General features: G+C 45.4%; 10 protein-coding genes. 2 read left to right on the plus strand and 8 right to left on the minus strand.

The annotated features are described in order from the left end of the window. Window positions 1-6 precede the first annotated feature (6 nt). Genes PN836_RS13815 through uxaC form a run of 5 tightly spaced genes read right to left on the minus strand, consistent with a single transcriptional unit; the run spans window position 7 to window position 5,826 of the window. Window positions 7-1,308, minus strand: coding sequence for a TRAP transporter large permease (locus PN836_RS13815; protein WP_395339219.1), 1,302 nt, complete (start codon window positions 1,306-1,308; stop codon window positions 7-9). Window position 1,309: 1 nt separating this feature from the next. Then, entirely contained in the window at window positions 1,310-1,846 is a 537-nt protein-coding gene (locus tag PN836_RS13820; protein WP_395339221.1) for a TRAP transporter small permease, read from the minus strand. Beyond that, window positions 1,836-2,849: a TRAP transporter substrate-binding protein gene (locus PN836_RS13825; RefSeq protein ID WP_415926375.1), complete on the minus strand. Its 1,014-nt coding sequence runs from the start codon at window positions 2,847-2,849 to the stop codon at window positions 1,836-1,838. The genes PN836_RS13820 and PN836_RS13825 overlap by 11 nt, the downstream gene beginning before the upstream one ends. Next, window positions 2,849-4,414 (minus strand): mannitol dehydrogenase family protein, encoded by a 1,566-nt coding sequence (locus PN836_RS13830; RefSeq protein ID WP_395339225.1) that lies wholly within the window; start codon window positions 4,412-4,414, stop codon window positions 2,849-2,851. The genes PN836_RS13825 and PN836_RS13830 overlap by 1 nt, the downstream gene beginning before the upstream one ends. Next, entirely contained in the window at window positions 4,411-5,826 is a 1,416-nt protein-coding gene (gene uxaC, locus PN836_RS13835) for a glucuronate isomerase (RefSeq protein ID WP_395339227.1), read from the minus strand. The genes PN836_RS13830 and uxaC overlap by 4 nt, the downstream gene beginning before the upstream one ends. 175 nt (window positions 5,827-6,001) lie before the next feature. On the opposite strand from uxaC, the gene PN836_RS13840 reads away from it, so the two are divergent. Further along, window positions 6,002-6,925 carry a sugar kinase gene (locus tag PN836_RS13840; RefSeq protein WP_395339229.1) on the plus strand — a complete coding sequence of 308 codons (924 nt, stop codon included), beginning with the start codon at window positions 6,002-6,004 and terminating at the stop codon, window positions 6,923-6,925. A gap of 111 nt (window positions 6,926-7,036) precedes the next feature. Further along, window positions 7,037-10,063: a diguanylate cyclase gene (locus tag PN836_RS13845; protein ID WP_395339231.1), complete on the plus strand. Its 3,027-nt coding sequence runs from the start codon at window positions 7,037-7,039 to the stop codon at window positions 10,061-10,063. Here PN836_RS13845 and PN836_RS13850 read toward each other — a convergent pair. From PN836_RS13850 to PN836_RS13860, 3 genes are all read right to left on the minus strand, one after another. Continuing rightward, entirely contained in the window at window positions 10,060-10,851 is a 792-nt protein-coding gene (locus PN836_RS13850; protein WP_395339233.1) for a gluconate 5-dehydrogenase, read from the minus strand. The two genes, PN836_RS13845 and PN836_RS13850, sit on opposite strands and share 4 nt — an antisense overlap. Before the next feature lie 8 nt (window positions 10,852-10,859). Further along, window positions 10,860-11,690: a 5-dehydro-4-deoxy-D-glucuronate isomerase gene (kduI, locus tag PN836_RS13855; protein WP_395339234.1), complete on the minus strand. Its 831-nt coding sequence runs from the start codon at window positions 11,688-11,690 to the stop codon at window positions 10,860-10,862. Between the two features lie 102 nt (window positions 11,691-11,792). Further along, a complete protein-coding gene (locus PN836_RS13860; RefSeq protein WP_395339236.1) occupies window positions 11,793-14,309 on the minus strand; it encodes a glycoside hydrolase family 2 protein in 2,517 nt (838 codons plus the stop codon). Window positions 14,310-14,600 lie beyond the last annotated feature (291 nt).

A 14,600-nucleotide genomic window follows, 5' to 3' on the forward strand; every position in this document is an offset into this window, starting at 1 on the left:
CGGGCGCTAATCCATCAACCCTAGGAGTTCTGGTAAGGCAAGCGAGATTTGTGGGATAAAGGTCACCAGCATTAACCCTACTAACATGGTGATAAAAAGCGGTAGCAGCGGTTTAATAACCGTCTGAATTTTAATTTTGGCAACCGAGCAGCCAACAAAAAGCACTGAGCCAACAGGAGGCGTGCACAGACCAATACATAAATTAAGTATCATCATAATACCAAAATGCACTGGATCCATGCCTGTCGCCACTACAACCGGTAAAAATATAGGGGTGAAAATAAGCACCGCTGGCGTCATATCCATGAAAATACCCACGCAGAGTAAAATCACATTAATAATTAACAGGATAACGATGGGATTATCGCTTATTGCAAGTAACACCGTGGTAATGGTTTGCGGAATATTTTCAAACGCCATTACCCAACTTAAGCCTATGGAGGTGGCAACTAAGAACAGCACAATACAGGTCGTTTTAATCGTATCCAGCAACAGGGGCTTAATATGACTAAAGGCAACCTCTCTGTAGGCGGCGGCTAGGCATGCCGCATAAAGCACGGCGATGGCAGACGCTTCGGTTGCGGTAAAGAGGCCATTTACAATCCCGCCAATCACTACTACCAGCATGAGTAGGCTTGGGAGTGCAGCTACCAAGGTTCTTGCAACCTCGGAAAAGCTTGCTTTATCACCGCGAGGATATCCACGCTTTTTAGCCATCACGCCGGCGGTAAGCATAAGCAATGCGCCAATCAGCAGTCCCGGTAAATAACCCGCCATGAAAAGGGCTGCAATTGAGACACCGCCGCTAGCAAGGGAGAATACAATCAGGGTGTTACTAGGCGGTATAATTAATCCCGTTGTGGCTGAACTGATATTTACCGCGGCCGAATATGATTTATCGTAACCCTCTTTTTCCATCCGAGGACCCATGGCGCCGCCAATGGCTGATGCTGAGGCAACGGCAGAGCCTGAAATTGCGCCAAACAGCATATTGGCAACAATGTTTACAAAGGCAAGGCCGCCTGGCAAAGCCCCGACCAAGGCTCTTGCAAAATCAATCAAACGCCGGGCAATGCCTCCTGAATTCATTAGTTGTCCGGCAAGAATAAAAAAGGGTATAGCAAGCAAGGTAAAACTATCTAACCCGGTTGCCATTCGCTGCGCCATGGTGGTGAAACTTGCCATTGCTGGCACGCTTACTAAAAGCGTCAGAGTGGCGGCAATGGCGATACTAAAAGCAATGGGTAAACCAATACCCAGTAAAATAACAAAGCTTAAAATCAGAACAAGGACTTCAGTGATCGCCATTTTAGTTGTCTCCTTGTGAATTATCTATCATGTGCGCTTTACGAGCTTGCTCAAGCAATTCTTTTGCTTCTATAAAAGCACATATGCAAAAGCCAAGCATGAATACACCACTAACGGGCAGTGCAATGTAGACATATCCCATCGGCACTTGCAGCACAGTGGAGCTTTGTTCTAGGGTAAGTGTAATATCGACCAGCGAAATTCCGCCCACCAGCATCACTGATAGGGCAAACAAGGCAATGAGCACCACCAACAGCCTTTGCAGCTTAACGGCTTTGTTCAAGCTAAGCTTATCCGATAAGAGATCAATCGCTAAGTGAGCGCGCTGCCCCACCACCCATGCTGCACCTAAAAGCGTTAGCCACATGAGTAAAAAGCGCGCAATTTCATCTGTTGCAGTGCTTGGCGCTTGCAATACGTAGCGACTAAAGACCTGCCACAAAACGACTAAGACCAGCACGACGATAGCAACAATCAACACAGGCTCTAAGAGTCGATTTAAAAAGCGATGAAGTTTTAAAGAATACTCATTCTTCATTAGCTTTCTCCTGAATACGCTGAATATAGCTATATACATCCGGTTCTTTTTGATATTCGTCGAGCAAATTAACGACGGCATCGGCGAAGGGTTTTTTATCTGGATAAATCACTTCTACGCCCGCTTGAATGACCGCTTCAAGCGCTTCTTTTTCCGATGTGGCCCACAGTTTCCTTTGATGTACGGCGGAGGCGTCGGCCGCTTGTTGCAGCCATTGTTGCTGTTGACTAGAGAGGCTGTTCCACAAATGCGTAGAAATCATTAATACGTCGGGCACAGATGTGTGCTCATTCAAAGAATAATATTTCGCTACCTCATAGTGACGCGAAAAGTAAAAACTAGGAGGGTTGTTTTCGGCGCCATCTACCACGCCCTGTTGCAATGCGGTATATAGCTCGCCCCAAGCGATAGGGGTTGGTGAGCCGCCCATCGCATTTACCATCGCCATGGCCGTTACGCTTGGCTGAACGCGGATTTTTAAGCCTTTTAAGTCTTCAGGCGAATGAATTTGTCTGCCGGTAGCGTAGTAGCTGCGGCTTCCTGCATCGTAAAAAGTTAACCCACGCAGCCAAAACTGCTCACTTTCTTTCAGCAAATCTCGGCCTATTTCGCTATCCATCACTCTGTGAGCATGGGCTTTGCTTTCAAAAATATAGGGCAGACTGACCACTTTCACGTTTGGCGCAAAGTTTTCCAGCACCGCCGCAGAGACCTTTGTCATGCCAACGCTGCCAATCTGCAGTAATTCAAGCGTTTGACGTTCGGTGCCTAATTGTTGATTGGGATAGATGGTGATGCTCATGTCGCCACTGGACAAGCGATTGAGTTCATCGGCCATATATTCCATACCCAAATGAACAGGATGCTGTGTGTCCAGGCCATGCCCAAGTTTGATGTTAACCTGTTGGGAAGGGCTATAAGTTGCCATGTCAGAGCAAGCGCTTAGTGTAATAAGCGTACTCAAAAAAAGCATAGACCTTATTCGTTTGATAGGTGATTTCATTAGTGCTTTACCTCACTTAAAAAGTCCGTCAACGCACTTTCGATATTGGGAGATGATGTGAATCGCTCATAGCAGTCTAGCAGCGTTGCTAAAAGTTGAGAATAAAAGGCTGGGTCTTGCTTAAATTCACTGCCGAAAACCGCTTCAAAGTTAATCATTCTTTCGATATAGCTTTGTGTATCTTCTCGATGATGCCGATGCGCTTTAGCGAGGGCTGCTAAATCATCGGCGAAGGGATCTTGAACGGTAATTTCTTGTCCATCAAAGCCAATGCCCGACACGTACTGCATCCACGCCGCGATCACTAAGCAAATACCACGAACTTCTTGCTCATTGATGAGCCGCCAATGCAAAGGGGCAAGTAAGCGCTGCGGGAGCTTTTGGCTTCCATCCATTGCGATTTGATAACAGCGATGATGTAAGTGCTCGTTGCTAAAACGAGTAAGTAATTCATGACAATAGTGTTGTGCATCTATCCCATCGGGCACCTTGACAGTAGGTAGAAGCTCCTCTTGCATAATGTAGCGTATAAAATTCGAGAGTGCAGGTACCTTCATCACATCAGCAACAAAGGTTTTACCTGCCAAGTATCCCAAATACGCAATGCTGGAATGAGCTCCATTAAGCAGCCGAAGCTTCATCGTTTCAAAGGCTTGCACATCCGCCTGAGTTTTCGCAAAGATGGCACCGGCGCTGTCCCACGCGGGGCGTCCTTGAGCAAAATTGTCTTCGATTACCCACTGGCTGAAGGCTTCGGTTGTGACGAGTCCATAATCGCGATAGCCAAGCTCTTCACTAAGCTTGTTGATAAGTGCTTTGGTGGTTGCTGGCACAATTCTGTCTACCATAGTGCAAGGAAAGCAATAGTGATTTTCAATGGTTTGCGCAAGCGCCTCATCGAGCTGTTCAGCGAATCTTATGATGCTGCCTTTTAAGCGAAGCCCATTCTCAGGCAGATTGTCACAGCTTATGATAGTTAGGGGCTTTCGCTTATTTTCGATGCGCTGTTTTAATGCACTCACAATCAAACCAATTGCGCTTTTTGGTGCCGATACATTCGCTAAATCATGCTTGATATCAGCATGTGATAAGTCTAAATGGCCGCTCGCCGGGTCAAGGCAATAGCCTTTTTCGGTGATGGTCAGGCTAACAATCTGGGTCTGGGGTGAAGCAATTTTATTGACCACCGCGCTTGGCGAATCTGGTGCAACTAAGACTTCATCAATGACAGATATAATGTGTGAATGTTTGCCATTTTTATGTTCTGGCGATTGCTCTATCACGGTGTATAGTCCGTCTTGAGGCGCAAGCTGATCGAAAACGGCAGCGCTTCGCATACTCACGCCGATTATGCGCCAGTCGCTACCGGCTAACTCATTGGCGCGCTGTGTATATACCGCTTGATGTGCGCGATGAAAAGCGCCAATGCCAAGATGAACGATATACTGGGTATTTTCGCTTCTAGCAGGTCGAGTGATTACTGATAAGTTGGGCCTTAATTTACGTTCTGAATCATGCTCTAATAAACCATGCTCTAAATATGAAAGACTGAGACGCTCATTCATAGTTTGTATGCTTTTTTGGCGAGCGAGTAGCTTAGCGCAACAGCAAGTTCGAGCGCTTCATCTTCATCCATTCTGTGTTCCACTACCAACTGTGAAAGGAAGTTACAATCCATTCGTCTTGCGACGTCGTGGCGCGCGGGTATGGATAGAAAGGCTCGCGTATCATCATTGAAGCCAACAGTATTGTAAAACCCAGCCGTTTCAGTGACTTGTTGACGGAAACGACGCATTCCCTCCGGGCTGTCGTGGAACCACCAGGCTGGTCCAAGCTTAAGCGCAGGATAATGTCCTGCAAGCGGTGCGAGCTCTCGGCTGTAGGTGGTTTCATCGAGCGTAAACAAAATGATACTCAAATCAGGGTGATTGCCATATTTTGCTAGTAAAGGACGCAAGGCTTCCACGTACTCTGTGCGCATGGGAATGTCGGCACCTTTATCACGTCCAAATTGTTTAAATAAATACGGATTGTGATTTCGGTAGGAGCCAGGATGAATCTGCATGACTAAGCCATCTTCAATACTCATCTTGGCCATTTCAGTTAGCATTTGTGCACGAAATAGTTCCGCATCTTGAACGGTATGCGAGCCGCTGCGGACTTTTTGATACAGCGTTTCACACGCTTGTGCACTTAAATCGGCAGTAGCGGGGCTTGGATGACCATGATCGCTAGATGTTACGCCAGTACTTTTGAAAAAGGCTCGCCTAGCAAACAGAGCTGACAGATAAGTTGAGAAACTATCGCAAGACTCACCGCTTAGTTCAGCGAGTTCATTAATGTTATCGTTAAAACCTTCGAAGTCAGGGTCTACGACAGGATCGGGTCGAAAGGCTGAAATGACCTTACCGTCCCAATCGGACTGTAAAATTTTTCGATGGTGTCGCAAATCATCAAGGGGGGATTCGGTGGTAGAAATGACTTCAATATTGTACTGCTCAAATAGCGCTCGGGGCTTAAATGCATCTTGGCGAAGCTGTTCATTGATATGGTCAAAGTAATGATCTGCAGTCGAACTTTCAAGGCGCTGCTCTAATTTGAATACCTTGGCAAAGACATAGTCGAGCCACATGCGCGAGGGTGTGCCGTGAAACAGATGATAGTTTGAGGCAAAGCGTTTCCAAACCTTGCGAGGGTCTTGTTCGTAAGGGCTGCCGTCAGTTGAGGGTAAGCCAAGATCTTGCATGCTTATGCCTTGGCTATAAAGCATCCGCAAAACGTAGTGATCCGGTAATAAAAGAAGAGAAGTCGCATCATTAAAGTTGTGATTATCAGCAAACCAGCTTGGGTCAGTGTGACCATGAGGGCTTATAATTGGTAAGGATTTCACTTCATTGTAGAGTCGTCGGCATAGCGCTCTACTGCTGGCATCGGCAGGAAATAATCTGTCTTCGTTAAGCACAAGTGCCTTGCCCATTATTATTTATTCCGTAATCTAAAAGGATGTTATACATGACTGAGCAGATTTGTAAAAGATGTTAAAATTGGTCATGCCGCTTGACCATAAGTGTAAACACTGTGCTAGAGTATTGTCAATCACAAAGCATGGGCGCATCATGCACCCATCAAGCCTCTTATAAGGAAAACGCTAGATGAAACTAGCTGCAATTGGCGAATGCATGCTTGAGCTTTCAGGCAAGGTTAGTGGCAATGCGACCAACACGGCTCCCATGAGTATGTCTTTTGGCGGCGATACATTAAATACATTGGTTTACGCCGCTCGCTTAGGTATTGATAGCTATTTTTTTTCTGCGCTAGGTACAGATGCCTACAGTGACTGGCTATTAGCGCGCTGGAAAGATGAAGGGGTGAATACACAATTTGTACATCGTATTGCCAACAAGCTGCCCGGCATGTATGCAATTGAACTTGATGAGCGTGGCGAGCGAAGTTTTTATTATTGGCGAAAAGACAGCGCAGCAAGTGCTTACGTGTCAGAACTGGGTGAACAGCGTTTGTTTTCTCAACTTTTGCAGATGGACGTTATTTATCTTTCGGGCATTAGTTTGGGTATTTTGGATAAGCCGCAGCGAGAGACCTTATTGCAAATCATTGCGAAGCTAAAAGCGGCGGGTAAATGCATTGCCTTTGATGGAAACTATCGGCCAAGAAATTGGTCTTCCAAGGAAGAGGCGCAGACATACATATCTAAAATGCTGAACCTTAGCGATTGGTATTTGCCTACCCTTGATGATGAACAACTGCTGTTTGACTGTGATACCAAAGACGACGTTTGTCGCTTGCATGCGCACCACAAGATATCGACGCTGGTGGTGAAAGATGGTGAAAACGGATGCTATATCTATGAACAATCGTCCAGTCAGCGCGCTGACCCAATTCACGTACCTATTCCAAACAAAGTCACTCCTGTTGATACTACCGCAGCAGGTGATAGCTTTAATGCAGGCTTTATTGCGGCTCTCATGCAACAGCAAAGCGCGCAAGAAGCCGCTTTGTCGGGACACATAGTTGCAGCGAGAGTTATTCAGCATCGTGGCGCAATAATTCCTAGATAGTTGTTCAATTAATGTGACTACTATATAGTGCAATGACCGTTTGTAATTTGCATTAATAGCAAAACTTGGAACACTAGTTCACTACCCATGGCGCTTGTCACTCGCAGTATCATGGCGCTTTTATCTAGCTTGCCTGATATTATTAAATATTGGTCTTTTCAAAATAGAGACTTACGGTCTTCTATTGGCATGGCGTTTTTAATCAGCACGCTCGTATTTACTGGTGCAAGAGCCTTCGCTTATCAAATTGTGCCTGCAAGACAGTTTACCGTCGAAGATGGTTTATCTCAGATATCGGTGCGCAGTATTGCGCAAGACCAATTAGGCTATTTATGGTTGGGTACACAAACTGGGGTTGACCGCTTCGATGGGCAGAAGTTCGTCAATTTTGCCCAGTCATATAATCCAACAAATGGCTTCTCATCGACTTTCATTTTTGACATGAAGATACATCCACAGTCGGGTGACTTGTGGATAGCAAATATGATTGGACTTGACGTGGTGGATGCTAAAAATGGTCAAGTCTCCTCCTATCAACTGAGGGCTGAGCAGCAAGGCGATATTGCCCAAAGCATTTTTTTCGATGTGAATGGTGATGTGTGGGTGGGCAGTTCAAAAGCCCTATATGTAAAACGCGGTGCAAAGGACTTTGTCGCGGTTTCGGGTACACAAGGGTTTGTTCAGGACATTGGTTCAACAGAGGATGGGCATCTAGTTATTGCTACAGATAGTGGCATTTTATTTGTTGATGCGCTCGCTGGCACCATAACTCAGCGTCTGTTGATTGACCGTAACGTCACAAGTGTATTCGTGGATAATGCCAATAAGCTGCGAGTTGGAACCTTTGCGGGCGATTTAATGACCTTTGACATGAGCAACTGGCAACAGTCTGATGAACCAAGGCTATTGGATACACAACAGGTTTCTTCCTCCAGCATCAACGATATTATTCAAACCGAAGATGACGCGATATGGTTAGGCACAAATGAAGGAATATTTATTGTTCCAAACCCTGAACAATCTAATTTGATAAAATACAATCATAATGGGCAGGGTTCTCAGCTGCCTTCTGAGAATTATGTGTATAGCTTGTATGAGACGATAAATGGTGAAATCGTTTATGGCACCTTAGACGATGGCTTTTTTGTTGTTTCTCCCAAAACGGTGCTATTTCGATCTCAGTCTTACGAAGCTGGTAAGTCTGCTAAATCTGTTCACAAAAACAACAACAACCTTTTGTTAGTAACAGATGAAGGCTTGTCTACCTTGAACATGCAACTTGAGCCTCTTCGAACCTATCATGTTCAAAAAGATGGGGTAACAATTGATACTACCAATTCCTTGTTCAATGCATTTGAATCAAAACAGTCGGGCGATGTATGGTTGGGAACCCGCTTTGGATTAGGGAAATTGATTGACGCAGATTACATCGATATTGTCGCGTTTGCCGATACACTGATTTATTCAGTCAGTGAAACCCAAGACGGCTTGATACTATTAGGCACCGCTGGAAAAGGCCTAATTCTGTGGGATCCTCAATCCTCAGAAGTGATACATACTTGGCCGTTTGAAATGGCCACTGGCTTCTACCTTGCTAACGATTATATTTTTGTGAGCACCCTCAGAGGTCTTCATTTGATTGATCCCAAAACCTTGGCGTTTCGGTCATTCTTCAATGAGGCTAACAATTCCGCGAGTTTGAGTTTTGATGTCGTGACATGGGTATCAAAACATTCAAGCAACTCATATTTTGTTGGGACACAAGGAGCAGGTCTGAGCATTTTATATTTGGATGATTGGGATAGTCAGCCACGTTTTGAGCGGCTTTTCGCAGATACGGCGTTTGGACAGGTATCTATTGGCGCAGTAGTGGAAGACGCGAAGCAAAACTACTGGGTAAGCACTGAAGACGGCATTGTGCACATTGACAACACAATGACGAAATTGGATATGTTTGATGCTTACGATGGAGCTAATATAACGGGTTATTATGTGGGCGCGGCGGCTCGTTTAGACGATGGTCGCATTGTGTTTGCTGGAGGAGAGCAACTGACCTACTTTTATCCTGAAGATGTGCAAAAACTGGCGCAGATGCCATCATTAGCCTTCTCTCAAATCGATATTATCAATCGCGAAGAAGTGATATCTAAAGGTCAGAAAGCGATGCCGCTTTCGCTTTTAGCAAGTGAACAAATCAAGCAAGTGTCGCTGGGTGCTGATGACATCATGATCAGGATAGAGCTATCAGCGCTTGAGTTTGCCAGTCCTGAAAAAATTCGTTTTAGCTTTCGTCTCATTGGGTTTGACGAGCGCTGGCAAGACCTGGAAAGAGGGGAGAATGCTCTAGTTTTTACCAACCTAGATCCCGGGAGGTATACATTGCACGTCAGGTCTACAGATCGTTATGGGCAGTGGAACGAAGAATTTAAAGCACTTCAAATCCTTGTCCAAGCGCCATGGTGGCAAACGCCGATTGCTATTTCTGTTTGGCTCGTAGCCTTGCTATTGATTGCCTACGCAAGCTATAAATGGCGAACCTACAAGCTTGTAAAAAATGCCTATCGCTTAGAGCAAACCATCGAATTACGCACCCAAGCACTTGAACAGGCAAACAAAAAGTTAGAGCGACTATCCACTCAAGACCCGCTTACGCTCACCTACAACAGACGTGGGTTCTACCAAGTTGCCGAGCGTAGCTTCGCTGAATTTCAACGCGAACAGCACCTCTTTTCTATCATCATGCTAGACATCGATTTATTTAAATCCCTCAATGATAGCTATGGACATGAAGTAGGAGATAAAGTCTTAGTGGCAATCGCTGAAGACTTGCGTCTGGCTGTGAGGACGCAGGATGTCATCGCTCGATGGGGCGGGGAAGAGTTTTTGGTATTGCTTCCACACACGGATAAAGCCGAGGCGGTGTTAGTGGCCGAGAAGCTAAGAGCAATGATTGATAGTAATTCTTACATCGTTAATAACATCACTATTAACCTCACGATCACCTGCGGTGTAGCATGTGTGGATGAGAAAAAGTCGATTGATGCGACGATCCGTCAAGCTGACACCCTACTGTACCAAGGCAAAGAAAACGGCAGAAATTGCGTGGTCTCTAAGTTAAGTAAATTGCATGACGCTTAACTTTCATTACTTGGTTTGCCAATAGTCGCTAATATCCCGCCATCTACGTATACCACTTGGCCATTCACAAAGTCAGAGCCCGCAGATGCAAGAAACACTGCTGTGCCGCGCAGCTCATCTGGATTGCCCCAGCGTCCGGCAGGCGTGCGATTGATTATAAACTCGTTGAATGGATGGCCATCTACTCTGATAGGAGCTGTGATATCGGTAGCAAAATAGCCCGGTCCAATACCGTTCACTTGAATGCCATCTCTTGCCCATTCGGTCGCCATATTGCGGGTAAGCATTTTTAAACCGCCCTTAGCGGCCGCATATGCACCAACGCCATCTCTGCCTAGTTCACTCATCATTGAACAAATATTAATAATTTTCCCGCTGCCTTGCGCTCGCATGTGTTTAACAACCGCTTGGGCAACCGCGAAGGGTGCGGTTAAATCCGTTTCCACGATGTTTTGGAAGTCACTAATTGCCATGCTTGCAAGCGGTTCGCGCTGAATGATGCCCGCATTGTTTACCAAAATATGAATGCCGTTATGCTCTTTTGCACATTCGTCAATATTTGAGGCGAGCGTTGCATAATCGGTAACATCAAAAATTTTCATGTAAGCATCAATGCCTTGTGCCCGCAATTGTTCGCACACAGGCGCAACCGATGATGCTTTGCGACCATTTAGTATCACTTTTGCACCCGCCTCACCTAAGCCGCTAGCCATAGCAAGGCCAAGACCTTTGTAACCACCCGTTACTAAGGCGGTTTTACCACTTAAATCAAATAATGCTGCTGACATTTCTATCCCTATTTAAAGTTGTCTAAATCAATTGCGTCCATATCATCAAAGGCTTGGTTTTCGCCTGCCATTGCCCAAATGAAGCCATAATTTTTAGTGCCCGCGCCGCTATGAATAGACCAGCTTGGAGATAAGACTGCCTGATGATTTTTCACTACAATATGGCGAGTTTCGTGAGGTTCACCCATAAGGTGCATGACCCTGTCTTGCTCACCTAAGTTAAAGTAAAAATAGACCTCCATTCTCCTATCATGAGTGTGTGCGGGGAATGTGTTCCAAACACTACCTGTATCAAGCAAGGTTAGACCCATAACGAGTTGACAACTGCGCACGCCATTTTCATGGATATACTGATAAATTGTGCGTTTATTGCTTGTTTCTAAGCTACCCAGATGTATCGGGTTGGCGTCGCTTTGCATACTTTTGGTGGTAAGATATTCAGTATGAGCGGGTGTAGATACTAAGTAAAAGAGCGCAGGGGCGCTGGCGTCCACGCTTGAAAACTCCGGATCGGCTTCGCCTCGCCCTACATACAGGCACTCTAGCTTGCTGAGTGCGTATTCGGTGTCACCTACTTTTACATGTCCATCACCCCCAACGTTTATGATCCCTAGTTCACGACGCTGTAAAAATGAGCTTGCTCTTAATGCATCACCTGCTGATATTTTTAGTGAACCTTTAACGGGCATCGCGCCGCCGGTAATAACACGATCGATTTGGGAATAGACCAAGTTAATCTGATCAGCCTGCATTAAGGTTTCGATGAGATATTCGTCGCGCAGGCGAGCGGTATCGTAGTGTTTTGCGTCTTTAGGATTGCTGGAATGTCGTATTTGCATGCGGTAAACCTCAATAGTGAGTTATGTCCTTTACAGACATAAGGGGTCAATGTGCTCTATCGCCATCCATTGGCGGGTATAACTATAGCGAGTCTATTGCTTCTAATGAAGCGCTTTTAAATGAGTCGTCGCATTCATATTCGCGGCCGGCACATTCACATAGACACCTTTAATATTTTGTGTTCTGAACTCGATGATACTGGGCTTGTCACCGGCAATAAACTCTATTGCCGCATAGCCGCTGCCCATTTCTATGGTGCTACTTTTGTAGGGCGTACCATAGTTTTCTAACAGCTTACCTTCATCACCAATATTAAAGAATTTGACGCGTTCTTGGTAACTGAGTACGCGATTATTGTCTTTGTCGAGCGCTTGGGCTTCAATTAAATAGCGATTACCTGCTATGAGTTTTGCGGTAAGTTGAATGTGGTGATATTTACCATGTTTGCCGACTAAGTAGGTAATATCCCGATTGTCTTGTGTCACTGCTTCATTGCCATTAAATCCAATGACCTCAACACGGTTACTGCCATTTTTGAAGGGTACTTTCCAAACTAACCCGCCAGCGGGTATCACACCAGCTTGCTTCGTCTTTTTGCCAAGTGATTCGCCGTCCAAAAATAGCTCTGCGTGCTCAGTGTTGCAATATACCGTGATATCACGCCCTTGTGCCGGACCGTTTCTATGTGTCCAAGTGTCCGATTCGATCCAGCAAAATGGGGTTTTGCTCCAGTAGCTGGCAAAGACATAATAGGCGTCTTTTTTCTTACCTTCTCTGTCTACTAAGCCTTTTTGATTCATATAAGGAAGAGGGTTTTCAGGCCTTAGGGGCGTTCCGAAATCCTTAAACGCCCACTGAGCGTTACCCGCAAAGTCCTCCAGGTTTTCTGAAACATTAAGATGCCAATCAAATAAGTCTACGATATAGCTTTCGTTCCAATCACTGTCTTTCGCAACGCTTCTGACGACTGCTTGATTTACTGCTTCTTCCACTGATACTTGCGCACCCCTGAGACCTTCTGAGCTTACAGGCGATTCGGTATGTCGACCAACATGACTTGAGCCACCGTATTCCATATGTAAAAAAGCCGGATAGTCTTTCATTGCCTTTTTCAAAGCCTCTTCGTATTGGTTATAAGAGCCGCCATACCATCCGGCCCAAATACTGGGTGAAAACGCATCTACGATGTCCCATCCAGGGTAGTATTTGCGAAGGGTGGTTAAGCGATAAGGATCCAGTGCCTTTGTCATGTCGTTTAGCTTGCTTAAATATGGGTTAATGACTTCTTCACGTCCGCCACCCTCAAAGTCTTCTTCCCAGTACATTTCATTTCCAAGTGACCAAAAAATAATGCTGGGGTGATTGTAGTTTTGATTGATCATAGCTTGCAAAGCGTGTTCAGTATTACGTTCCCATTCGTCACCACCTTTACCGCCTCGACACCAAGGAAGTTCGTCCCAAATCAGCAAGCCGAGTTCGTCAGCTGCTTTATAAACTTCTGGGTCTTGTGGATAGTGTCCCAAGCGTACAAAATTGGCCCCCATTTCTTTGATCATCTGCATGTCAATTCGATGCTGCTCGTTAGGTAGGGCTGCCCCATAACCAGCATGCTCTTCATGGCGATGAGTACCACGAATAAGCAAGCGCTCACCGTTTAAGAAAAAACCTTTGTGCGGGCGCATTTCAAACCATCGGTAGCCATAATGGGTGCTATCACGGTGGATATCATCGTCGTTAATACCTACATTAGCATGAAGATGGTAAAGCACGGGAGAATCGGGAGACCACAATTGTGGCGATGCTATCTCTGGTAGGCTTGCTTCTATCACGTTTTGGCCTGATGCCAATGAAATAGTCTGTGTACTTGTAGCGACCACATTATCATTTGTGTCTTTAAGCAAAAGCTCAATGCGAGCATTGTCTAGTTTCATATTTGATATGATGGTCAGTTGCGCGTGCGTGCTCGCTTTTTCAGCGCTGACAGAAGGGGTACTCACAGCAATTCGCTGAATATAAGTCATGGGCACATGTTCTAGCCACACATCGCGAGTGATGCCGCCAAACAGGAAGAAGTCAGATTTTTGAGAGGGGATAAGATTTGGATTGTAGCGATTTGATACGCGCACAGTCAGCACGTTGTTATCGCCGCTATTCACGTACTGCGTAATATCAAATCTGAACCCTAAATATCCGCCAATATGCTCACCTACGAAAACATCATTTACAAACACCTGCGTTTCGTAGTTTGCTCCCTCAAAATACAAGATGGTTCGCCCGTTTGCGTTGATTTCGTCAGGACGAATGCTTCGCTCGTACCAACTGGTGCTTCGACGATAGCCCGGCACGGCATCAACGGTATCCGTAGCGTTCCAGGTGTGCGGTAAATCGACAGCTTGCCATGGTGAAGCGCTCGGCATTGAGCGTAACTCTTCGATGGTGCTTATATTGTCTTCTAGATAGCGCCAAGATGCATTTATATTACGGAGCTGCGTTTTCACGCCCTCGGCACTGTGATGCTCGCCGTAGCTTGAAATGCTAAAGCAACTCAGCCCGACTAGCAGCGCTATAATATTGCACCAATGTTCAAAGCGCCTAAATGGCTTAATAAGTCTGCTCATAATTGTTTCCTGAGGCGAATGAAAGTGGGAAAGATTTTCGGTAATATGGCATTACCAATTTAACGATTTTGCGGTTTAAAGCATTAAATAGCAAGTGTTGTGCTTAACAAAATATCAACATCGTGAAAACATGGAAGCATGAAAGCGAACTCAAATGAAATTCCATCATTATGTTTTATAGAAACAAATAACAATCAAGATATTATAAATCCTTAGTATGTTTGAAAATGCGTTCTCTTATTGTGAATCTCTAATTAAATTGGCTTGACCACTTGACATTATGACCTCAAG

Source organism: Ningiella algicola (assembly GCF_028401415.2).
GTDB lineage: Bacteria > Pseudomonadota > Gammaproteobacteria > Enterobacterales > Alteromonadaceae > Glaciecola.

Excerpts from the sequence above, each read along its gene's own strand:
- PN836_RS13825 (WP_415926375.1), bottom strand. The coding sequence starts at position 2,849 with ATGAAATCACCTATCAAACGAATAAGGTCTATGCTTTTTTTGAGTACG.
- PN836_RS13850 (WP_395339233.1), bottom strand. The coding sequence starts at position 10,851 with ATGTCAGCAGCATTATTTGATTTAAGTGGTAAAACCGCCTTAGTAACG.
- kduI (WP_395339234.1), bottom strand. The coding sequence starts at position 11,690 with ATGCAAATACGACATTCCAGCAATCCTAAAGACGCAAAACACTACGAT.
- PN836_RS13815 (WP_395339219.1), bottom strand. The coding sequence starts at position 1,308 with ATGGCGATCACTGAAGTCCTTGTTCTGATTTTAAGCTTTGTTATTTTA.
- PN836_RS13840 (WP_395339229.1), top strand. The coding sequence starts at position 6,002 with ATGAAACTAGCTGCAATTGGCGAATGCATGCTTGAGCTTTCAGGCAAG.
- PN836_RS13845 (WP_395339231.1), top strand. The coding sequence starts at position 7,037 with ATGGCGCTTTTATCTAGCTTGCCTGATATTATTAAATATTGGTCTTTT.
- uxaC (WP_395339227.1), bottom strand. The coding sequence starts at position 5,826 with ATGGGCAAGGCACTTGTGCTTAACGAAGACAGATTATTTCCTGCCGAT.
- PN836_RS13830 (WP_395339225.1), bottom strand. The coding sequence starts at position 4,414 with ATGAATGAGCGTCTCAGTCTTTCATATTTAGAGCATGGTTTATTAGAG.
- PN836_RS13820 (WP_395339221.1), bottom strand. The coding sequence starts at position 1,846 with ATGAAGAATGAGTATTCTTTAAAACTTCATCGCTTTTTAAATCGACTC.
- PN836_RS13860 (WP_395339236.1), bottom strand. The coding sequence starts at position 14,309 with ATGAGCAGACTTATTAAGCCATTTAGGCGCTTTGAACATTGGTGCAAT.